Annotated in this window: 17 protein-coding genes; 11 read left to right on the forward strand and 6 right to left on the reverse strand. The window is 67.0% G+C overall.

Going from position 1 to position 22,166, the window contains the following annotated elements; genetic code table 11:
- Positions 1–22: 22 nt before the first annotated feature.
- Entirely contained in the window at positions 23–1,537 is a 1,515-nt protein-coding gene (gene ppx, locus ASF39_RS19175; protein ID WP_244472476.1) for an exopolyphosphatase, read from the forward strand.
- Between the two features lie 145 nt (positions 1,538–1,682).
- Here the strand turns inward: ppx and ASF39_RS19180 are convergent, their stop codons facing one another.
- The 3 genes from ASF39_RS19180 to ASF39_RS19190 all read right to left on the reverse strand — a co-directional run bounded on the left by ASF39_RS19180 (position 1,683) and on the right by ASF39_RS19190 (position 4,495).
- Positions 1,683–2,543 carry an ABC transporter permease gene (locus tag ASF39_RS19180; RefSeq protein ID WP_055882909.1) on the reverse strand — a complete coding sequence of 287 codons (861 nt, stop codon included), beginning with the start codon at positions 2,541–2,543 and terminating at the stop codon, positions 1,683–1,685.
- On the reverse strand, positions 2,543–3,364 hold the full coding sequence (locus ASF39_RS19185; protein ID WP_055882911.1) for an ABC transporter ATP-binding protein: 822 nt from the start codon (positions 3,362–3,364) through the stop codon (positions 2,543–2,545). Before ASF39_RS19185 ends, ASF39_RS19180 begins: the two co-directional genes overlap by 1 nt.
- Before the next feature lie 84 nt (positions 3,365–3,448).
- Positions 3,449–4,495: a diguanylate cyclase gene (locus ASF39_RS19190; protein ID WP_244472477.1), complete on the reverse strand. Its 1,047-nt coding sequence runs from the start codon at positions 4,493–4,495 to the stop codon at positions 3,449–3,451.
- A gap of 145 nt (positions 4,496–4,640) precedes the next feature.
- On the opposite strand from ASF39_RS19190, the gene ASF39_RS19195 reads away from it, so the two are divergent.
- Both ASF39_RS19195 and ASF39_RS19200 read left to right on the forward strand, forming a co-directional pair.
- Positions 4,641–4,895 carry a hypothetical protein gene (locus ASF39_RS19195; protein WP_055882915.1) on the forward strand — a complete coding sequence of 85 codons (255 nt, stop codon included), beginning with the start codon at positions 4,641–4,643 and terminating at the stop codon, positions 4,893–4,895.
- Between the two features lie 160 nt (positions 4,896–5,055).
- Complete coding sequence (locus tag ASF39_RS19200) at positions 5,056–8,031, forward strand: FAD-binding and (Fe-S)-binding domain-containing protein (protein WP_056286889.1); 2,976 nt, start codon at positions 5,056–5,058, stop codon at positions 8,029–8,031.
- A gap of 48 nt (positions 8,032–8,079) precedes the next feature.
- On the opposite strand, the gene ASF39_RS19205 is transcribed toward ASF39_RS19200, so the two are convergent.
- The gene (locus ASF39_RS19205) at positions 8,080–9,306 is read right to left on the reverse strand and encodes a CoA transferase (RefSeq protein ID WP_056286893.1); all 1,227 of its coding nucleotides are present in this window, start codon (positions 9,304–9,306) and stop codon (positions 8,080–8,082) included.
- 161 nt (positions 9,307–9,467) lie between these two features.
- On the opposite strand from ASF39_RS19205, the gene ASF39_RS19210 reads away from it, so the two are divergent.
- The 7 genes from ASF39_RS19210 (at position 9,468) to ASF39_RS21555 (ending at position 18,370) form a co-directional block, all read left to right on the forward strand.
- On the forward strand, positions 9,468–10,454 hold the full coding sequence (locus tag ASF39_RS19210; protein WP_055882924.1) for a tripartite tricarboxylate transporter substrate binding protein: 987 nt from the start codon (positions 9,468–9,470) through the stop codon (positions 10,452–10,454).
- A 254-nt stretch (positions 10,455–10,708) separates the two neighbouring features.
- Positions 10,709–11,206: a tripartite tricarboxylate transporter TctB family protein gene (locus ASF39_RS19215; protein WP_156387608.1), complete on the forward strand. Its 498-nt coding sequence runs from the start codon at positions 10,709–10,711 to the stop codon at positions 11,204–11,206.
- Positions 11,207–11,236: 30 nt separating this feature from the next.
- The gene (locus ASF39_RS19220) at positions 11,237–12,763 is read left to right on the forward strand and encodes a tripartite tricarboxylate transporter permease (RefSeq protein ID WP_055882929.1); all 1,527 of its coding nucleotides are present in this window, start codon (positions 11,237–11,239) and stop codon (positions 12,761–12,763) included.
- Between the two features lie 309 nt (positions 12,764–13,072).
- Positions 13,073–13,273 (forward strand): hypothetical protein, encoded by a 201-nt coding sequence (locus tag ASF39_RS19225; protein ID WP_055882932.1) that lies wholly within the window; start codon positions 13,073–13,075, stop codon positions 13,271–13,273.
- Positions 13,274–13,490: 217 nt separating this feature from the next.
- Entirely contained in the window at positions 13,491–15,653 is a 2,163-nt protein-coding gene (locus tag ASF39_RS19230) for a sensor domain-containing diguanylate cyclase (RefSeq protein ID WP_244472478.1), read from the forward strand.
- A gap of 609 nt (positions 15,654–16,262) precedes the next feature.
- Positions 16,263–17,435, forward strand: a complete 1,173-nt coding sequence (locus ASF39_RS19235) for a site-specific integrase (protein WP_244472479.1) — start codon at positions 16,263–16,265, stop codon at positions 17,433–17,435.
- A 131-nt stretch (positions 17,436–17,566) separates the two neighbouring features.
- Positions 17,567–18,370, forward strand: coding sequence for a hypothetical protein (locus ASF39_RS21555; RefSeq protein ID WP_156387609.1), 804 nt, complete (start codon positions 17,567–17,569; stop codon positions 18,368–18,370).
- A gap of 673 nt (positions 18,371–19,043) precedes the next feature.
- On the opposite strand, the gene ASF39_RS21560 is transcribed toward ASF39_RS21555, so the two are convergent.
- On the reverse strand, positions 19,044–19,688 hold the full coding sequence (locus ASF39_RS21560) for a hypothetical protein (protein ID WP_156387610.1): 645 nt from the start codon (positions 19,686–19,688) through the stop codon (positions 19,044–19,046).
- A 174-nt stretch (positions 19,689–19,862) separates the two neighbouring features.
- Between ASF39_RS21560 and ASF39_RS21565 the strand changes: the two genes are divergently transcribed.
- Positions 19,863–20,150 (forward strand): hypothetical protein, encoded by a 288-nt coding sequence (locus tag ASF39_RS21565; RefSeq protein WP_156387611.1) that lies wholly within the window; start codon positions 19,863–19,865, stop codon positions 20,148–20,150.
- Positions 20,151–20,747: 597 nt separating this feature from the next.
- Here the strand turns inward: ASF39_RS21565 and ASF39_RS19240 are convergent.
- Entirely contained in the window at positions 20,748–21,746 is a 999-nt protein-coding gene (locus ASF39_RS19240) for a zincin-like metallopeptidase domain-containing protein (RefSeq protein WP_055882937.1), read from the reverse strand.
- Positions 21,747–22,166 lie beyond the last annotated feature (420 nt).

Here is a 22,166-nt window from a genome sequence, read left to right on the forward strand (position 1 = left end):
CGGCATGGGACAGGCACCGGGCATGAAACAGGCAGTCGGCACGACGGTCGGCCCGCCCCGCGATCCCCTCGCGATCATCGACATCGGCTCGAACTCGGTGCGGCTCGTCGCCTACGACCGCCTGAGCCGGGCACCGACCCCGCTCTACAACGAGAAGGTGCTGTGCGGGCTGGGCCGCAACGTGCTCACCACCGGCCGGCTCAACGAGGAGGCGGTCAGGCGGGCGCTCGCGGCCCTGGCCCGGTTCCGGATGCTGTGCGCGGTCATGGAGATCGAGCGGGTCTTCGTCCTGGCCACCGCGGCGGCGCGCGACGCCGAGAACGGGCCGGACTTCCTGGCGGCGGCCGAGGCCGCCTGCGGCCACCCGATCGAGCTCCTCTCGGGGCGGCGCGAGGCGGAACTCTCGGCGCTCGGGGTCGTCTCGGGCTTCCATGCCCCGGACGGGGTGGTGGGGGATCTCGGCGGCGGCTCGCTGGAACTCGTCGACGTGCGCGGCGCGGAGGTGGGGCAGGGGGTGACGATGCCGCTGGGCGGCCTCGCCCTGCAGGACCTCACCGGCGGCTCGCCCAAGAAGGCCCAGAAGATCGTCCGCGAGCACCTCAAGAAGGCCGCTCCCCAGCTCGAGACCTTGCGCGGGCGCAGCTTCTACGCGGTGGGCGGCACCTGGCGGGCCCTGGCCCGCCTGCACCAGGCCGCCCGCGCCTATCCGCTCCACGTCATGCACGGCTACACGGTGGAGCCCTCGGACGAACTCAACTTCCTCGAAGTGGTGGAGCGGGTCGACGCGGCCCTGCTCGCCGACGTCGAGAGCGTCTCGGAGGCCCGCCGCCCGCTCCTGGCCTATGGCGCGGTGGTGCTGGAGGAGATCCTGCGCCTGGGCCGCCCGCGCGAGGTGGCGATTTCGGCCAGCGGCGTGCGCGAGGGCCTGCTCTACGAACTCCTCGACCGCGAAACCCGGGCCGCCGATCCGCTCCTGGCCGCGGCGTCCGAGCTGAACGCCCTGCGCGCCCGCTCGCCGGGCCACGCCACCGACCTCATCGCCTGGACCGATCGCTTCGTGGCCGAACTCGACGGCCCCGAGACGGCGGACGAGCGCCGCCTGCGCCACGCCGCCTGCCTGTTGTCCGACATCGGCTGGCGGGCGCATCCCGACTATCGCGGCGGGCACAGCATCGACGTGATCACCCAGGCGCCCTTCGTCGGCATCGACCACCCGGGCCGCGCCTACCTGGCGCTCGCCGTCTACTTCCGGCACGAGGGCGTCGCCCCCGAGAAGGCGAGCCCGATCCTGCGCAACCTCGCCGGCCCGCGCCTGTTCGAGCGCGCCCGCCTCGTCGGCGGCCTGCTGCGGGTGGCCTTCCCGACCTCGGCGGGCATGGCGGCGATCCTGCCGCGCCTGCCCGTCGGCATCGCCGAGGGCCGCGTCGTGCTCACCGTGCCCTCCGACTGGCGATCCCTCGCCGGGGACCGCGTCCTCAACCGCGTGCGCGGGCTGGGACGGGTGGTCGGCCTCGACGGCCGGGTCGAGGTGGTGTGATACGGTTCCCGCTCGATTCGAGCGGGAACCGTATCACCGAGTCCGCGCGGCTCCTGAGCGAAGCCGACATCCGCATTGCGAAGCCATCGAACGGATTTTGCAATAGGGGCCGACCCACCCCGGCGGCGCCGGTCCCGCCGCCCGATCAGACCTGGACCTGACCGGCCGTCGAGACCTGCTTCCAGGGCAGGATGCGGCGCTCGGCGAAGTCGATGACGTGGTAGAGCAGGAAGCCCACGAACATCAGGACGAACAGCCCGACCCAGACCGAATTGAGGTCGTAGAGGCTGGAGGCGTTGTAGATCATGTGCCCGAGCCCGCGCTGGGACGAGATGAACTCGCCGACCACGGCGCCCACCAGCGCGAAGCCGATGTTGATGCGGAACATCCCGATCATCGCCGGCAGGGTCGAGGGCACGATCACGCTCTTGAAGATGCGGTGCTTCGAGGCGCCCATCGACGCGAGGAGCGCCTGCAGGTCCGGGTCGGCGTCCCGCGCCGCCTGGTAGGCGGCGATGAGGGCGACGAGGGCGGTGAGCGACACCGCCAGCGCCACCTTCGAGACGAAGCCGGTGCCGAACCACAGGATCACGATCGGGGCCAGGGCGATCTTGGGCACCGAGTTGATGGCGACGATGAACGGCTCGACGAGGCGCGCCACGAAGGCCGAGTACCACAGCCCGAGCCCGGCGGCGGAGCCGAGGACGGTGCCGATGACGAACCCGAGGATCGCCTCGATCAGCGTGTACCAGGTGTCGACGAACAGGCTGCCGTCCATGACGGCACGCACGAACACCCGCCAGATGCCGGAGGGAGCGCCGACCAGGAAGTCGCTGACCCAGCCCGCCCGCACCCCCAGCTCCCAGGCGCCGAAGAACGCCATCACCGCCGTGAACTGGATGAGGGCGCGCCCGGCCTGCGTGTCGGCGGCCAGCGCGAGGGCGCCGGGCCGGCGGGAGCGGGCGGGGGAAGGAGGAGGGGCCGCCTCGATCGATCGCGTCGTCATCAGGCGACCTTCGCGTGTGAGCGGGCCCGGGGAAGGGTCTGGGCCCGGGGACGGGTCTGGATGTCGAGTTCCCCGCACAGGGCGTGGAAATATTCCGAGAAGCGCGGGTCGGAGCGGGCGCCGATGGGCGAGCGGTCGGCGATGGCGATGTCGTGGACGGCCTTGACCGTGGCCGGGCGGTTGCCGAGCACCACCACGCGCTTGGACAGCGCCACCGCCTCGTCGATGTCGTGGGTCACGAGCACCACGGTCTTGTCGTAGGTCTCCACCGCGTCGAGCAGCACGCCTTCGAGGTAGAGCCGGGTCTGGTAGTCGAGCGCCGAGAACGGCTCGTCGAGGAGCAGGATGTCGGGGTCCATGATCAGGGTCCGGATCAGCGCCGTTCGCTGGCGCATGCCCCCCGACAGGGTCTTGGGGTAGGCGTTCTCGAATCCCGAAAGGCCGAAGGTGGAGAGGTACTCGCGGGCGGTGTCCAGCGCCTGGGCCGGGTCGACGCCCTTCATCTCGAGGCCGAGCATCACGTTCTGCAGGACCGTGCGCCAGGGAAACAGCAGGTCCTTCTGCATCATGTAGCCGACCCGGCCGCGCAGGCCCGGCACGACCTCGCCCCGGTAGCGGATGGTGCCGCCGTCGGGGTCGAGGAGGCCGGCGATGATGTTGAACACCGTGGTCTTGCCGCAGCCGCTCGGGCCGATGATGCTGACGAAGTCGCGCTCGTAGATATCGAAGCTCAGGCCGTCGAGGACCGGGACCGGGCCGGTTTTACTGGGAAAGGCCTTGCGGATTCCGCGCAGGCCGAGCTGCACCGTCTGCGCCGTCATGAAGCCTCCATCGCCGTGCGCATCGCCCAGCAATGTTCGGGCCAAAGTGCATGCAGAACCGAAGGCGAGGCCTCGCAGCGCCGATCAGGCGACGCGGCTGCGGCGGGCCGGATGGCCGGCGGATGCGTCGGTCCGGAAGGTGTTCCGGCCGGCCGCCTTGGCGGCGTAGAGGGCGGCATCGGCCCTGGCGAACAGGGTGGCGGGGGCCGCGGCGTCGTGCCAGGCGACGCCCACGGATGCGCCGAGGGACGCGCCGAGGGACGCGCCGAGGGACGCGCCAAGCGGCAGGCCGTGGTCCTCGCCCTCCGCCGGGCGGCGCAGGGCCGCGACGATACGGCCGGCGAGGTCTTCGGCGATTGTCGGGTCATCCGTGCCCAGAAGCACGCCGAACTCGTCGCCGCCGATGCGCGCCACGAGGTCGGCGCGATCGCAGACCGTGCGCAGGCGGGCGGCCGCCCGGCGCAGGCAGGCGTCGCCCGCCAGGTGCCCGAGGGTGTCGTTGACCGCCTTGAAACCGTCGAGGTCGACGAGGAGGAGGGCGGCCCCGCAGCCCTCCTCCTCGACCGCGGCGAGCCGCGCCTGGAAGCTGGTGCGGTTGGCGAGCCCGGTCATGTCGTCGAAGGCGGCGAGGTAGCGGGTCCGGTCGAACAGGGCCTTCTCCTCGGTGATGTCCTGCTTCATCCCGAAGATGCGGGTGGGGACCCCGTCCTCGCATTCCACCGTGGCGGTGATCCTGATCCAGCGCCGGTTGCCCAGGCCTGTGACGATCTCCGCATCGAGGGTGAACCCGCGCGCCTCGCCGATGGCGCGGGCGCGGATCGTGTCGAGGGCCTTTCGCGAGTCCGGCGCGTAGAGGGCCAGGGTCGCCGCCCGGTCGAGGACCGAGCCGCGGGGGAGGTCGAAGAGGTCGTAGACGACGTCGGTCCAGGTCAGGTGTTCGCCGTCGAGGGTGCATTCCCACACCCCGATCCGGGCCGCCTCCGAGGCCCGCGCGAAGATCTTTTGGGCATGGGCGAGGGCGGCCGACTGCCGGGCGAAGGCGGCCTTCAGCCGTTCCAGTTCCACCGTGTCGTCGTCTTCGCCCAGGTCGATCACCGCTTGCGCGTCGTCGGGTGCCGGGTCGTCGCGCATGCAGAGCATCGTCCGCCATCGTCGCCGTTCGATCAAGGCGCCTATCATGGAGCAAGGTCGATTAAGAGACCTTCACGGGATGGCCCGATGCCGACGCTCCGGGCGTGTTGTGCTACCGCCGGGGACGCCACCAGGAACCGATCCGATGACGATGAAGACGACGTTCGTGGTCCAGACCTTCGTGATCAAGCGCAAGCGCCTGGTGCCCGGAGACCGCGAGGTCGCGCCCACCGAGAGCGGCGCGTTGAAGAAGGCCGAGGCGATGGCCGGCCGGATGCCGGGCACGGCCGCCCTCAAGGTGGTGGCCGACGACGAGACCGGGGAACTCGAAGGGGTGACCATCCTCGGCCGCTTCGGCGAGATCCCGGAGGATTTCGCCGAGAGCCTGCAGGGCGGCTGAGCGAAGCCCATGTCCGCATCACGAAGTGATCAACCGGAAATGGCATGAGATCCCGCGCCGCGGGACAACGGGCGACGTTGACCCACCGGTCGGTGGTATTATGCATGCAGTCATAGGCCGCGACGAAGACGGCGACGGGGCGGGACAGGGACGGGACACCATGGCGACAACGGCCGAGCCGGCGACGGGTCCCGAAGCGATGGGCGCCGGGACGACGAGCCCGCGGGCGGCGCGGCGGCAGGGTGCCGGCCTGGCCCGCCGCCTGGCCGAGGCGCTCCGGGGCGAGGCACGCTTCGACGCCTTCACCCGCGGTCGCTACGCCACCGACGCCTCGATCTACCAGATCGTGCCGACCGGCGTGGTCTTCCCGAAATCGGCCGCCGACATCGCCGCGACGCTCGCCATCGCCGCCGAGCACGGCGTGCCCGTGATCCTGCGCGGCGGCGGCACCTCGCAGAACGGCCAGCCGATCGGGCGCGGCCTCGTGGTGGATTGCTCGCGCCACCTCGACGGCATCCTCGCCTACGATCCGCAGGGCGGCACCGTCACGGTTGAGCCCGGCATGGTGCTGGAGCGCCTCAACGCCCGGGTGAAGGCGGACGGCTGGTTCTTTCCCGTCGAGCCCTCGACGGCCAGCCGCTGCACCATCGGCGGCATGGCCGGCAACAACTCCTGCGGCGCCCGCTCGCTGCGCTTCGGCAAGATGAGCGACAACGTCCTGGCGATGGAGGCGCTGTTCCACGACGGCGAGGCGTTCGGCTTTTCGCTGACGGGAAACGAGGCCACCGGCGTGTCGGGCTCGGCGCGGGCAAAGGATCTCGCGCGCCGCATGGTTTCCCTGGCGGAATCGGAGCGGGACGAAATCCTGGCGATGTACCCGCGCGTGCAGCGGCGGGTCGGCGGCTACAACCTCGACGCCCTGATCGAGCCGCGCCCGAACCTCGCCCATCTGCTGGTCGGCTCGGAGGGGACGCTGGCGGCCACCACCTCGGTGACGCTCAAGCTCTCGCGCCTGCCGACCCACCGGGTGATGGGGGTGTGCCACTTCCCCTCGTTCCGTTCCGCGATGGAGACCACGAAGGCGATCGTCGACCTGAACCCGGTCGCGGTCGAACTCGTGGACAACAACGTCCTGGTGCTGGGCGCCGACATCCCGCTGTTCCGCACCACGCTCGCCGACATCACGCGGGGCCGGCCGAACTGCCTGCTCCTCACGGAGTTCGCCGGCGAGGACCGCGACGCGCTGCTGGCCGACCTCAGGCGCCTCGACGCCTGCATGGCCGACCACGGATTCACCGACGCCGTCGTCGAGGTGCCCGAGCCTGTGCGCCAGCGCTCGGTCTGGGAGGTACGCGAGGCCTGCCTCAACATCATGATGTCGACCAAGGGCGACGCCAAGCCGGTCTCCTTCATCGAGGATTGCGCGGTGCCGCTCGAGCACCTGGCCGACTACACCGACGCCGTCACCGACGTGTTCACCCGGCACGGCACCCGCGGCACCTGGTACGCCCACGCCTCGGTCGGCTGCCTGCACGTGCGCCCGATCCTCGACATGAAGCAGGGCGGGGACGTCGCCAAGATGCGCTCCATCGCGGAGGAGGCCTCCGCCCTGGTGCGCCGCTTCAAGGGCTCGTACTCGGGCGAGCACGGCGACGGCATCTCGCGCTCGGAATACGTGGAGCCGCTGTTCGGCGCCCGCCTCACCCGCGCCTTCGAGGCGGTCAAGGACGGCTTCGACCCGGACAACCGGCTCAACCCGGGCAAGATCGTGCGGCCCCTGCGGATGGACGACCGCTCGCTGATGCGCTTCGCGCCGGGCTACGCCGTCACCGCGCCGACGACGACGGCGCTCGACTGGTCGGACTGGGGCGGCCTCGGCGGGGCCGTCGAGATGTGCAACAACAACGGCACCTGCCGCAAGCTCGCGGGCGGGGCGATGTGCCCGTCCTACCGGGCGACGCGGGAGGAGCAGCACCTCACCCGCGGCCGGGCGAACTCGTTGCGGCTCGCGATCTCCGGACAGCTCGGGGCCGACGCCTTCACATCCCCCGAGATGAAGCGCACGATGGACCTGTGCGTTTCGTGCAAGGCCTGCCGCCGGGAATGCCCCACCGGCGTCGACATGGCCAAGATGAAGGTCGAGTTCCTCCACCACTACCACGCCCGCCACGGCCTGCCCCTGAAGGAGCGGCTGGTGGCCGAACTGCCGCGTTATGCCAAGCTGGCGGCGAAACTCGCCCCGCTCCTCAACCTGCGCGACCGGGTGCCCGCCCTGGCGCGGCTGTCGGAAAGGGTCGCGGGGCTCTCGGCCCGGCGGACCCTGCCGGCCTGGCGCCGGCCCTGGGCGGAGACGGGCGAGCCGGCCCACCCCTCCGACGTCACGGGCACGTTTCGCGACATCGTCCTGTTCGGCGACACCTTCAACCGCGCCTTCGAGCGCGAGAACCTGGAGGCGGCCGAGCGCGTCCTGATCGCCGCCGGCTACCGCCTCCACCGGGTTTTCCCGCACACGGGCCGGCGACCCTTGTGCTGCGGGCGGACCTATCTCGCCTCCGGCCAGACCGACCGGGCGCGGGAGGAGGCGCGCCGCACCCTCGACGCGCTGCTGCCCTACGTTCGGGCCGGCGCCCGCGTCGTCGGGCTGGAGCCCTCCTGCCTGCTGACGTTCCGCGACGAGTTCGCCGCCCTGCTGCCCGGCGAGGAGGCCACGGCCCTGGCCGGTGCCAGCCTGCTGTTCGAGGAACTGCTGGCCGCCGACCTCGCGGCCGGGCGGATCGCGCTGCCGCTGGCCGACCAGGGCGGGCGCGTCGCGCATCTCCACGGCCACTGCCACCAGAAGGCCTTCGACGCGATGGGGGCGGTGGAAACGGTCCTGCGGCAGGTGCCGGGCCTCGAGGTCAAGGTGATCGAGTCGAGCTGCTGCGGCATGGCCGGCGCCTTCGGCTACGGGGCCGACACCATCGACGTCTCGCTGGCCATGGCCGAGCTGTCGCTGTTCCCGGCGCTGCGCAAGGCCGGTCCCGACGATTGGGTCGTCGCCGACGGCACCAGTTGCAGGCATCAGATCCACGATGGGCTTGGGATCACCGCGCAGCATGTGGCGCGGGTGTTGGATGGGGCGTTGCGGGTGGGATGAGGCGCACGGCGCCCCCCTGTCCCCGCTTACGGGGAGAAGGGACGATCATCACCCCACCGTCTCGCGCACCACGCCCCGCGCCAAAAACCCCTCGATCTCCGCTTCGTCGTAACCGACCCCCCGCAGGATCGCGCGGCTGTGCTCCCCCAGCAGCGGTGCAGCCCCCTGCACCCGCCCGGGCGTGCCCGAAAACTTCACCGGCAGTCCCAGCGTCCGCATCGGCCCGATGCGGGTGTGGTCGACCTCCACCACCATCTCGCGGGCGAGCGCCTGGGGGTCGCGGTGCATGGCGAGCACGTCGAGGACCGGGCCGGCCGGGACGCCGCCGTCCTCCAGGCGAGCGAGCCACGTCGCGGACGATTCCCGGCGAAACCGCGGGGCCAGCACCGCGGCCAGTGCCTCGCGGTTTTCCATCCGCTCGGCGTTGCGGGCAAAGCGCGGATCGTGGCCGAGATCGGCGGCACCCAGCACCTCGAGGAGGCGCAGCCAGTTGGTCTGGTTGGCCGCCCCGACCGTGATCCAGCCGTCGGCGGTCTGGAACGCCTCGTAGGGGGCGTTGAGCGGGTGGGCCGAGCCCATCGGGCCGGGCGCGATGCCGGTGGCCATGGCGATGGCCGATTGCCAGTAGGTCAGGGTGATGCCGGCCTCGAACAGGGAGGTGTCCACCGCCTGGCCCTCGCCGGTCCTGAGGCGGTGGGTGTAGGCGGCCAGCACCCCCATCGCCGCCAGGATGCCGGCGGTGACGTCGGTGACGGGCGGGCCGCACTTCATCGGCGCCTCGCCGGGTCCCGCGCCGGTGATGCTCATGAGCCCGCTCATGCCCTGCGCCACGAGGTCGAAGCCGGGCCGCTCGGCATAGGGGCCGGTGCGCCCGAAGCCCGAGAGGGCGCAGTAGATCAGGGCGGGGTAGGCGGCCTTGAGGGTGTCCCAGCCGAGGCCGAGGCGCTCCATGGTGCCGGCGCGGTAGTTCTCGATCAGTACGTCGGCCCCGGCCAGCAGCCGGTGCAGGATCGCCCGGCCCTCCGGGCTCTTGAGGTCGAGCGCGATGCCGCGCTTGCCCCGGTTCATCATCATGTAGGCGGCGCTCTCGCCCTCCAGGGACGGCGGCACCGAACGGCGGGTGTCGTCGCCGCCCTCGATCTTCTCGACCTTGATCACCGTGGCGCCCATGTCGGCGAGCATCAGGCCGCAGACCGGGCCGGCCATGATGTGGGCGAGTTCGATCACCGTGAGGCCGCGCAAGGGGCCGTGAGGCTGGTCGGAGGTGGTGTGCATGGAATCCCGCCCTGGCGTTTTTCCCATCATCGGCGAGCCGGCGCGGGAAGGCCACAGGAGCGGTCGTGATCGAGAAAACCCACTGTTGCCAAACGGCCCCGAAACTTCATACCCTGGTATACAAGGCGGGGCCGCCAAGAGCACCGCCGGAGGACAACGCCATGCAATCCATCGTGAAGGCCGCCCTGGCGGCCACGCTGCTGCCCGTCGGCCCGGCCCTGGCCTGGGAGCCGACCAAGCCCATCGAGATCATCGTGCCCTTCCCGCCCGGCGGCTCGTCCGACCAGATGGCGCGCACGATCCAGGGTGCGATCCAGAAGAACAACCTCGTCTCCCAGCCGATCATCATCGTCAACAAGCCGGCCGCGGCGGGCGGCGAGGCGATGCTCGACATCCAGAAGTCGGCCGGCGACCCCCACAAGCTCATCACCACCTCGAGCGGCATCTACATGACGCCGCTGGCCACCAAGCTGCCGGTGAGCTGGAAGAACTTCACCCCGGTCGCGATGATGGCGCAGGACGCCTTCCTGCTCTGGGTGAACGCGAGCACCCCCTACAAGACCGCGGGCGACTTCGTCGCCGCCGCCAAGGCCGCCAATCCGCCCCTGAAGACCGGCGGCAACGGCTCGAAGCGCGAGGACCACCTCATCTCCGTGACGATGGAGCAGGCGGCCGGCATCAAGATCACCTACATTCCCTACCAGGGCGGGGGACCTTCCTCCGTGCAGCTCGCCGGCGGCCACATCGACGCCAACATGAACAACCCGGCCGAGGAGATCGCCAACTGGCGCTCGGGCGCGGTCAAGCCGCTGTGCGTGTTCTCCGACAAGCCGCTGGGCTACACCCAGAAGATCACCGCCGACATGTCCTGGGCCGACGTGCCCACCTGCGTCTCGCAGGGCCTCGACGTGAACTACCAGATGCTGCGCGGCATGTTCATGCCCGGCAAGGTGACGCCCGAGCAGCAGGCCTTCTACGTGAACCTCTTCAAGAAGGTCACCGAGACGGCCGACTGGAAGGCCTACGTCGAGCGCAACGCCCTGGTGCCCGACTTCCGCTCCGGCGACGCGTTCGTCTCGTTCCTCACCACCGACGAGCAGAAGCACAAGGACCTGATGGGCAAGGCCGGGTTCATCGGCACCAACTGAGGGCGGCCGCCGGGTGAGCACTCCGGCGCGTTCGCGCTGACCCCTCGGTCCCTTTCCCTCGCGGGGAGGGACCGAGGGTGGGAGTGGCCGGGCGACCCTCCTCCGGGGACAAGCGGAACCGCCCCCACTATCGACTCCTCCCCGCACCCGGGTCGGGCCTGCCCGACCCGGACCCCCGGGGTGCATCTCTCGGGCAGGCCCGAGAGATGCGGGGGACGAGAGGTGCGCGCCGAACGAACGATCAGGATGAACGGATGACCGAGACGTCCCAAACGGCCACCGAGCCCGGCCTGTCGCGCCGGATGGTGGAGATCCTCGTCGCCCTCGTCCTGATGGGGCTGGCGGGGCTGGTGCTGTGGGATTCCTACGAGCGCGGCGCGGGCTGGGACGCCGGGCCCCAGAACGGGTTCTTCCCCGCCCGCGTCGGCTGGATCCTGCTGATCGCCGCCGCTGCCGCCTTGGTGAGCGCGGTGCGGCGCGAGGACAGCGTGTTCGTCACCTACGGCCAGCTGCGCATGGTCGGCTCGGTGTTCGCGCCGCTGTTCCTCTACGTGCTCGCCATCGAGTTCGTCGGCATCTACACCGCCTCGGCCCTGTTCATGGCGGTGTTCATGGTGATGCTCGGCGAGTTCCGCTGGTGGCAGACGCTGCTGGCGGTGGTCGCCGTGCCGCTCGTGGCGTTCTGGGTCTTCGAGATTCAATTCCGGCTGTCCCTGCCCAAGGGTCCGGTCGAGGCGATGCTCGGCTTCTAATCTCAACCAAGAAAAGTCCGAGGAACCGCCATGGACGATCTCCACCAGCTCATGTTGGGCTTCCAGGTCGCCTTGTCCTGGACCAACGTCATGTTCATGATCGTCGGCGTGCTGCTTGGCATCGTGGTCGGCGTGCTGCCGGGCCTGGGCGGCCCCAACGGCGTCGCGATCCTGCTGCCGCTGACCTTCGGCATGGACCCGACCTCGGCGATCATCCTCCTGTCGTCGATCTACTGGGGGGCCCTGTTCGGGGGCGCCATCACCTCGATCCTGTTCAACATCCCCGGGGAGGCGTGGTCGGTGGCCACCACCTTCGACGGCTATCCGATGGCCCAGCAGGGCAAGGCCGGCGAGGCGCTCACCGCCGCCTTCACCGCCTCCTTCATCGGGGCGCTGGCCGGTGTCATCCTGATCACCTTCGTGGCGCCGCTGGTGGCGAAATTCGCCCTGCGGTTCGGCCCGGCCGAGTTCTTCGGGGTGTTCTTCCTGACGTTCTGCTCGTTCATCGGCATGGGCAAGGAGAACAAGGCCAAGATCGTGGCCTCCCTCGCCATCGGCTTCCTGCTCGCCGCGGTGGGCCTCGACACCATCTCCGGCGACCTGCGCCTGACCTTCGGGGTGAGCGAGCTCATCAAGGGCTTCGACTTCCTCGTGGTGGTGATCGGCCTGTTCGGCGTCTCCGAGATCCTGCTCACCATCGAGGAGGGCCTGCACTTCAAGGGCAAGAAGGCGCAGATCGACCTCAAGGTCGTCCTGCGCACCTGGGCCGCGCTGCCGCGCTACTGGGCGACGCTGATCCGCTCATCGATCGTGGGCATGTGGATGGGCGTGACGCCGGGCGGCGCCATCGCGGCCTCCTTCATGGGGTACGGCCTCGCCAAGAGGTTCTCGCGCACGCCCGAGAACTTCGGGCGCGGCGAGATCGAGGGCGTGCTGGCGCCCGAGACCGCGGCGCATGCCGCCGGCACCTCGGCGCTGCTGCCGATGCTGGCGCTGGGCATCCCGGGTTCGGCCACGGCCGCGGTGCTGCTCGGCGGCCTGATGATCTGGGGCCTGCAACCCGGCCCGCTCCTGTTCATCGAGAACAAGGAGTTCGTCTGGGGCCTCATCGCCTCGATGTACCTCGGCAACGTCGCCGGTCTCCTGATCGTGCTCGCCACCGTGCCGGTCTTCGCCGCGATCATGCGCATTCCCTTCGCGCTGGTGGCGCCGATCATCCTGATCGTCTGCGCCATCGGCGCCTACACGGTGGAATCCTCGCGGTTCGACATCTGGCTGATGCTGGTGTTCGGGGTGATCGGCTACATCTTCAAGAAGCTCGACTATCCCCTCGCCCCCCTGGTCCTGGCCCTGGTGCTCGGCGACCGCGCCGAGGACGCGTTCCGCCAGGCCCTGCTCGGCTCGGGCGGCAACCTGTCGGTGTTCTTCTCCAACGGCCTCGTCTCGACCCTGATGGTGATGGGGCTGGCGCTGCTGTTCTGGGGTCCGCTCAGCGCCGGCACCGGCTTCCTGAGGCGCAGGCTCGCGCCGGCCCGCTCGGCCCCCCTCGGCCGCTGAGGCGCCGGGCCTCTGGCACCCGGAATCTCGGATCGACCACCTCGCCGCACGATCGCGCACGGCGAGGTGGTGCGCGCCTGACCGTTGCGGTCGCCGACGCACGAACGGCTCGGATCCACGGCCCCGCCCCCCATCGGACCGATCCCGGCCAAACCGTCTCCGAGCGAACGCTCAGGAGCGCCCTCTCCAAACGCCGCCTTCGAGCGCCGCGTGGAACCCGCGCGGCATCCGCTCGTTGACAGCCAGATTGGAATTTGTCTAATGAGAATGTAGCGCCGCGAGGCGACCGTTCTTCGAAGGAGACCGACGATGGCCGACGTGAAGTGTGACACCTGCAAGTTCTACGACGAGCACAAGGTCAACGGCGCCATGGCGCACGGCGACGAGGGCCTGTGCCGCTTCAACCCGCCCGTGAGCCAGCCGGGTCCCAAGGACCACGGCCTGTGGCCGGTGGTGAGCGCATCCGACTGGTGCGGTCATTTCACGCCCGAGATGAGCGCCGCCGAATAAGCGACGGCGGCACGACGACCAGGGCCAGCCTCGCGGCTGGCCCTTTTTCGTGGTCCAAACCCTTTCGTGGCCGAGCGGTCTTCGTCGCCGGAGACGGCGATCCGGGTCCCTGGTCCGGTCGGACCTCATTGGAAAAACGCTCGGGCCCCGCGCCCGGCGGGCCTGCGTCGGGAAAGCCCCGCGGCCTTCGACCGGCCCCCGACGCTCGCCTGCGACGATGCGGATCACCAGGGGAGGGATCGGTTCCTGTGGAAATCGAGACCCCGGCGGGGACGGCCTGAGCAGGTTCGCGTCGGCACGCCAACGCTTTACTCCTGCCGAAGCCCTCGGTCTGTCACAGGTTTTCGGCGCAGGACATGACGAACACCTGCCGGGGAGGGGCGAGCCATCCTCGGTTCGCGGTCACCGCGCGTGGATCCCCATCCCGTGGATCCCCATCCAAAGACGAATCCGCCGCCTCGGTTGCGTCGACGCAGACTTTCATCCTGCGTTTGACGTTTTCCGCCCGCAGCGCATCGACCCGCGTGACTGCGGCGGACACGCCATCGTGAGATATCTCACGAAAAGCCACGTCACGAAAAGATTGACTCATAAGCTTCACACATCGTCATCCAACGCCCAGCATGAATGCTACGATCGAGGTTGGATCGTCATGCTCACTCAGCTCGCCGACAGGACTCTACTGCGCCGCCAGATCGCCCTCCTGGCCGGCGCCATCAGCTTGGCCATCGTCGGAGCGACCACGATCGGTTCCGCCCTGCTGGCGCGCGGGCAGGCGACCGACATGGCCCAGGGCAACCTGCTGCAGGTGGCGCGGTCCGTGGCCGACCGGCTCGATCAGGACATGGCCGAGCGCCTGCGGGAGATCCGCAACGTGGCGGCCCTCGAACCCCTTCAGCCCCATTGGATGGAGAGCACCGGCAGCCTGCGCAAGGTCCTCGACAGGATGCAGGAGACCCTTCCGGACTACGCCTGGATCGGGTTCGCGGATCGCGAGGGCCGGGTGCGTGCCGCCACGGGCGGCGTTCTCGAGGGCGCGAACGTCGGCCAGCGGCCCTGGTTCAAGAACGGGATCCGGCAGGCCGCCGTCGAGGACGTGCATTTCGCATCCCTGCTGCAGACCTTGCTCACGCCGAATGCCGACGGGACCCCGTTTCGGTTCGTGGACCTCGCCGTTCCGATCGGCGATGCCTCGGGCCAGGTGGTGGGCGTCCTCGGGGTCCATCTCAGCTGGCGCTGGGCCGATGTGGTCCGGCGCGAGGTTCTGGCGTCCCGGCGCCCCGACCTGAAGGAGGACATCGTGGTCCTCGACCGGGCCGGTCGCGTCCTGCTCGGACCGGACCTGGGCATGGCGCCCTACACGGCGGCCCAACTGGCGGCCGGCCACTTCATCGACGAGCGCGCCGACGGAACCCGCCTTGCGACGGCGACCGCGACCCGCGGCCGGGGCGACTATCCGGGCCTGGGCTGGATCGTCGTGGCCCTGCAGCCGATCGATACCGCGCTCACCGGTGCCACCCAGTTGACCGGCCTCATCATCCTGCTGGGCCTGGGCGCGGCGCTGATCGGGATGGTCGGCATCCGGCTGGTCGCGGCACGCCTGAGCCGGCCGTTGACGCAGTTGACCGAGGCCGTCGACCGCATCGGCCGGGACCCGAACGCCAGGATGACGGACCGCGTGCACGGCTCGCCCGAGGTTCTTCGCCTGTCGACCTCGGTACGGTCGTTGCTGAGGCGGATCGGCACGGCCGAGGCGGATGCCCGCCACATCGAGGCCGTGGCCTCGAGCGCGGCCCACGCCGCGGAGGATCGCGTCAGGCGCCTCGGGGCGGACCTCCATGCCATGCAGGTGCTCGCCGACACCGATGCGCTCACCGGCCTCCTCAATCGGCGTGCGTTCCTGCCGCTGGCCAACGACGCGATGAGCTACTTCAAGCGCTATCGCCGGGCGATCTGCGTGCTGATGGTCGACATCGATCACTTCAAGCGCGTCAACGACCTATACGGACATGCGGCGGGCGACGAAGTGATCCGCCAGGTCGGCCGGATCATCGGCGACGCCATCCGGACCACCGACAAGGTGGCCCGGTTCGGGGGCGAGGAGTTCGTGGTCCTGCTCCGCGAAACCGACCTGCGCGGCGCGACGATCCTGGCGGACCGGATCCGCCAGACCGTCGCGGACACCGTGTTCGAGCCGGAGGGACAATGCCTCCGGGCGACGATCAGCATCGGCATGGCCGAGGCCGAGCAGACCGACGAAGACATCGACCGCACGATCGAACGCGCGGATCGCGCGCTCTACGAGGCCAAGTCGAGCGGCCGGAACTGCGTCCGCTCGTTTGAGGCGGCCACCTTCCCCAGCCTGCGCGCGGCAGCGTAGGGCCCGGGCACCGTCGTGCGGTCGTCCCCCTCGACGCCCAGCGCGCCGGTCCCATCGCTTTCGGCGCCCTGTCTCCGGAGCGAACTCCGGGCGGATCCATATCGCACGCACGGAAAGCGCCTGCGTCCGGCACCAGAAAGCGACGGCCGAACCGGGCCGAGCCGCCGATCAGGTAGAGAAAGGCCAAAACCGAGCCGCCGCCCGGTGCGATGTCGCGGCTTGACCCGCAATACAGTCGCCGGTCGATCACGTCGTGATGCGGATATAGGCTTCGCCCGGGCGCCGCGAGGGCTTGCCGATACCGCCACCGCTTTCATCACGCGAAAGCCACATCGGACATGAAGGGCGTCGACGAGTGGCGCCCGACCGGCCCAGATCGAAAAGATCACGAACCGGCGGGGATTCGGCCGAACCACTTGGCGGAAGGGGTGTCACTCATACTAACGTCCGCTGGTGCTCGTAGGCGGATGCCGATGTAGAATATTTTTCATTCTTCACAGTGACTTATGCCTCATGTTTCGCTGGCTGTGTTCGCTGGCGTCCGCTAGAATCCCCGTCATGAATTGGGGCCCGTGTTGGGGCCTGTCAGTGAGTGACGAGGGGCATGCGGTGACGCGCCTGATGAATCGGCTCAGCACCCGAAAGGTTGCGACGTTGGACGTGCCGGGGCGCCATGCCGATGGTGGTGGATTGTATCTGTCGATCTCGAAGGACGGGCAGCGTCGGCGTTGGGTTTTCCTGTTCCGGTGGCAGGGCAAGCTGCGCGAGATGGGCCTTGGGATTCCGCGGGATGTGTCATTGGCAAAGGCACGTGAGGGCGCTGCTCGCGCCCGTGATCTTGTTTTACAGGGAACGGACCCGTTAGCCGTGCGGGATGCCGCGCCGGTTGTCGTGGTGACTTTTGGCCAGGTGGCGGACGCCTTCGTGGAGGCGATGAAGACGCAGTGGCGCAACGAAAAGCATGTCGCGCAATGGCAGATGACCTTGCGGGAATATGCGGCTCCCCTACGCGAGCGCGCGGTCGATGCGATCAGCACCGAAGACGTTGTGCGGGTGCTGAAGCCGATCTGGTTAGAGAAGCCCGAGACAGCCTCACGCTTGCGCGGTCGGATCGAGCGGGTTCTGGACTCGGCGAAAGCGCAGGGATTACGCGTGGGCGAAAACCCCGCCCGCTGGAGAGGGCATCTCGATCTACTGCTGCCAAGACGGCAGAAGCTCAGTCGTGGTCACCATAAGGCGATGGCCTATGAGGATGTCCCTGCCTTCGTTCGGCACCTGCGCGGCACTTTGGGCATCGCGGCACGGGCACTGGAGTTCACCATCCTCACGGCAGCTCGCTCTGGCGAGACGCTTGGGGCGCAGTGGGCAGAAGTAGACTTGAAAGCGCGTGTTTGGACAGTGCCGGCCACGCGGATGAAGGCAGGGCGAGATCATCGCGTGCCGCTTAGTGGGCGGTCGCTCGCGCTCCTTGAAGAGATGAAGTCGCTGGATCTAGCCGACAACCCGTTTGTGTTCCCGGGACAGCGGACCGGCAAGGGGTTATCGGTGATGGCGTTGGAGATGGTGATGCGACGGGCCAAGCTAACCGACACGCCACACGGCTTTCGTTCGACGTTCCGAGACTGGGTTGGGGAGGAGACACCTTTCTCGCGTGAAGTGGCCGAGGCGGCGTTGGCTCACTTGATAGGTGATGCGGTGGAGCGTGCCTACCGCCGCGGCGACGCATTAGAGAAGCGGCGTTTGCTGATGGAGGCGTGGGCAGAACATTGCAGCGGCATCTAGCGGGAGCACATCGCGCGTGAGCAATCCCTGACAAACCGAGACAGTTGTAAGCTTTCACCTGCGTTATTGAGCTCGCGCCGGCTATATACTGGAGCTTGGAAAATCCAAGCGCTCACCTTGCGGAGCGCACATTGACCCACCTGCCGTCACCATACCAGTTCACTAATAGCAGCTCGGCGCTGCGCTCGCGGCTAACTTCCAGCTGCAACATGGCTGATTGTTACATCAGCCGTATCGACCTTGAAAAAATATATAGGGGTATTTGCTTTGCGAATTACCAAGGATGCTTCTTAAACGTCAACTTTACCGTCAGTTGGCAAATAATTGGCTATGAAACTTGGCTAGAGCTTGATGCTGTTTTCAAAAAGTTTGCTGAAAACCTGCGTAAGAAGATACTAAGTTACGGCGCGCTCTACTTCTCTTACACAGTTTTTGAATACGGACAGGTTCACGGGTGCCACTCACACTCTGGTGTGCATGTGCCGGCCGTCAAGCTGTTAGATTTCCGCAAGTGGCTCAAAGGCTATATTGGCAGTCTCTCGCGCAAATCGGCAACGACAGCGTTAAATGTTCAGGCCTGGAACCGTTTAGATCCGACCATCTCGCAGTGGAATTGGTTCGCGTACTTGATGAAGGGTCTCGACCCACGCCTAACCGAGCTGGAGGAGGCTATTTTCCTTGAGCCGGGCCTCACCGCACATGACCTGTTTGGCGTCGAGAAATCTCAGTATTGTGGCTGCATCCCTTTCCAGCGGGTACGGCGCTCACGGTCGATGATGGGAAAGGCGCAGTGTAATGCGGGCTACGAACCAGAAACCGATTTGTATAACAACGCAACTGACGAGCGGTACTCCAATCTTGAGTACTTGCGGGGAGTAAGGGATCGTCACCTCGCGGAGCTAACGTCGGAACTGGATAAAGTCCTACCTTTCTAGCTCCTCGTCAGAACTTATCGAAAAATGCGTGCCGGTGCCGTCTTCCATTTCGTAAACGGAGGGTTTCGGGCCATGAAATGGAAAGCGCCCCCGAAAACCTCCACTATCACAATGTGTTATTGAGCAGAAACCGGCTAGCGCGCGGAGAAACGGCCAAGCTTGTGTTGTGCAGCTTGCGAGTCTGATATTGCTTCGGCTCAGAGTTGTGAATGCAGACCTAAGTACACACCTTAGGCTGCGCGCCGGTATACGTGGTTAGTCCTGGCTAGATGAGTTGGCCGTCGCTCGTGATGGCGGCCGTTTGCCCACCGCGGCATTTAGCATCGCTATCTACATCCTGGCTGGCTGGGGGTTATGGAAAATTTAGCGGGTCGAAACAGGTGCTGATACAGCCGGCCTATGCAGCGTTTTCGCCGCCCCCGGCCGGGAGGGCGGCGAGCCAATTTTGGGCGGCTTCGAGAGTGACAAGAGTGCGCCGGCCCACCTTCTTAATACGAAGGCGGCCGGCTTCGATCTCTTTGTATGCTAATGATCGACCAATCCCTGCCCACGCACAAAAGCCTTCGATAGACATTGCGCCGCGCTGGTCATTACTCATTGTCGTCACCTCGTGTTTGTCGGCAACGATATATTAGGACTTCCCGCATATTGGCGATTTAGAATGTTACTTCTGCTATCTGTCTATTTTATACGATACGGCTACCTGGTTGCGAATTCGGCGTGCGTATTTGACGTAGCTCCAGCATTTGAATGGCGGCCAGTCATCGCACGGCGTCCGCCAAGCGCAGAAAAAAAGTGCTAGCCAGTGCTGCGGCGTCTGCGCCCGCATGAACGGCTGAAGCACGTTCCAGATTTCAGCAAAATGCTGTTGCAGCATAGCGTTATTAGTCTCAATAACAATAATTCCCATACATGTTTCTAAGTTAATCCAGTCTTGATTTTCATTTGCTCCGCAGCGTATCGTGTGAAAAAGAGCTTCGAAGTCATCATCGGGTTCCGAGGATACGACATGCGCATCTGCGAGTAGCTTGCAACGAGCTAGGATGCGATAAGCAAGAAGTGAAATAGACAAAACGCCAGCAGCCGCCCTGTCACAGGTCAGTCGTTCGACGAATTGGACGAGATCGCGGTCTAGGCTATGCAACAGCCGAGTGCTTCGTTTTTCGATCGAGCACTTGAAGGATCGCTGGATATCTCTATTTCTACTTTGTTCTAGCTCTGAGTCGAGGAGGGGTGGCAAGTACGGGGGAACGCGAAAGTGCCCACCCACGCCTCCGTAGAAGGGTGAAAGGCCTTTAAGGTGGGTCGTGTTCGGCATGATTGAACTCCTTGCGGTGCGGTGAGCCGGTCGCGGGGGCGCACTTCTGCCGATATTGAGCGGGGTCGTGATTTGAGAGCGATGCAGCTCTTCACGGAGAGATTAGCCGGTGCGAACTCCTGATTGGAGTTGCTCAACTGCACGGATGGGAACTAGAGTGCTTCCGAAGCCGCTTTGGCTTTTACCAATCGAGTGTACCAAAAAATGTCGCGGGCTATTGATATTGAAGCGAAGGTTTCGGGATGGATCTTGGATAAAGTTCACCCACTAACTGAACCAGATCAAGAATATAATCCAGAAGATTCGCGCATTATAGAATTAGTCAAAGATCTTATAGATGACTTTGGCGATAATTTTACGCGAAGCGAAATCGAAGATGTTGTTGGCGATATTGGGACCGAGATTCACAGAGGCATGCAAAAGAAATATCGAGACAGCTTGATGCTGGCTACTCGTCGTTAATATGCCTGTGCGCTGATTTTATGGCATGACTATTGTCAATATTTTTTTAGAATTAAGAAGGCCTTATCTCATGGAATAATTCCATTCTACAATACATTGGTCTAATGCGTACTTTGCGGAGACTTAGATAGTAAAAAGCACGTTCGTTGGCTGCAGTCGTCTCACCAGACGCGATTGATATCGTGGGCTTAAGTGCAAGGTCGTCGTGCGCTGTGTTCGCTCCTTGTGCCTGCGCCGCATCGAGACCTGCCGATTTAGCCGCGTGCGCGAACGCCGCCTGCCGGCGGCGCAACTCCGTAATGAGGTGACGGGGGACAGGACTGGAGCCGAGGCGCCGCTGAATTGTCGTCACGTCGGCCGCGTAGTCGGGTGGCGCATCCTCACCTAGTAGGGGTACGCGGGGATAGCCGTAGGCTGTTGCCACGGCTTCCTCGATACGATCGATGGCAGCAAGTGCAGCGAGATGAGCATCGAGCGCGGTGTCGAGGCGCACGAAAGCGTGTGTCACCGGTGTGCTGGTCTCGCGGGCCCGTCCAGCCCAGCTCGCGTTCGGGCACAGTGCCGCGAGCACGCGGCGTGAGACTGGTGGCACGGCGCTCATGCCACGCTCACGTACATGTCGACACCGGCGCCGGAGGGAGTGCTTCCAGGTGGTCCAGCGGTAGTGGACTTGAACTCGGTGGGGCCGCGTTCGTCTCTGCTCGCAGCGGTTGACGAGATGGGTTCGACTTGTGTTTGCAAGGCGGTGAGGTAGTCGGCGGCACGTGAGCCGGCCGCGGCGGCTGTCGCCAGCGCGCGCGAGTTGGCCGTCAGCAGCGGGAGCCAGGACGCGAGGTAGGCGGCGTGGTCCGGGTGGGGGGTGCGCGCGAGCCCGAGGTCGGCCAGCACGAAGGCGGCGCCGAGTTCGGCAATCAGCTCCTCGGCGGCGTAGGCGCGGCGTTTGAAGCGGCCCGTCAGGTCACGGGCGAGGCGGTGGGGAGCGCCCGTCCAGTGCACGAGTTCGTGCGCGAGGGTGCCGGCGTAGCCTTCCGGTGTGCGGAAGGCATTACGGGGCGGCATCCGGATCGTGTCGGTGGCCGGGGTGTAACAGGCGCGGGTACCGCCAGTGTGGATGATGGCGCCCGTGGCCGTGACGAAGGTGTCGTAGGTGGGTTGCGGGGTGGGCGGTAGTCCTGTCGGGGCGGTCGCTTGGGGCGCGGCGTCGACTTGGGCGATGTTGAACACGGTCGAGGCGCGGGCGACGAAGCGGGCTGTGGTCGTGTCGCTGTCTGCGCTGGTCCCGTGCGTTGTGTCTGTTCGGGCGCCGGTCGGCAGGTCCTTGTAGAACAGGATCAGAGTGCCGCGCTCGCCGCGACGAACCTGCGCGCCGAGGGCGGCCCACTGGCGGTAGGTTGCCCAGCGGGCGTCGGTGTAGCCGTCGGCTTGCGCCGCGCACCAAAGCGCCAGGATGTTGAGTCCGCGGTAGCGCTTGCCCGTGAGCGCGTTGCGCGGGAGCGGGTCGGCGCCGTGCCAGGGTGGGGTCCACGTGGCGGGGTCGGCGGTGTCGAGCTGCTGCAGGATGGTGGCGGTGACGCGCTCGTGTAGATCGGCGGGCATGGCCGGGTGAGCTCCGTTGCGGCCGCGACGAAGGGGCGGCCTCGTGAGCAGGTTTCCCGGATCGGTGAGGTGAACCGCACAGCAAGTGGGCGGCGGTGCGCGGGGGGCTGAGCGACAGCTCGCGGCGGCCAGAGTAGCGGTCATCCGGCCAGCATTCGGTCGACCCGACCGCTCTAGTTTCAAACACTTAGCCTGGTCCGAACCGGCCAGCAGTTGCGGAAGGGGTGTCGTGGGTGGTTTTGGGCTGGTGTGGCAGGCGCTGGCAGGAGCAGTGGGAGACGATGCACACTGTTTCCCGGCGTTTCATTCCGGGTCTATGGGGCGGGCGCTTGGCGGCCTTCCTGCCACTGGGCCGGGGCCAGCGTCCGCACCACCTCGCTGGGGGCTGCAGATCGCGGCTATGCGGGGGCGCCGGGCCTG

The organism is Methylobacterium sp. Leaf108, assembly GCF_001423265.1.
In the GTDB taxonomy this organism is placed as follows: Bacteria; Pseudomonadota; Alphaproteobacteria; order Rhizobiales; family Beijerinckiaceae; genus Methylobacterium.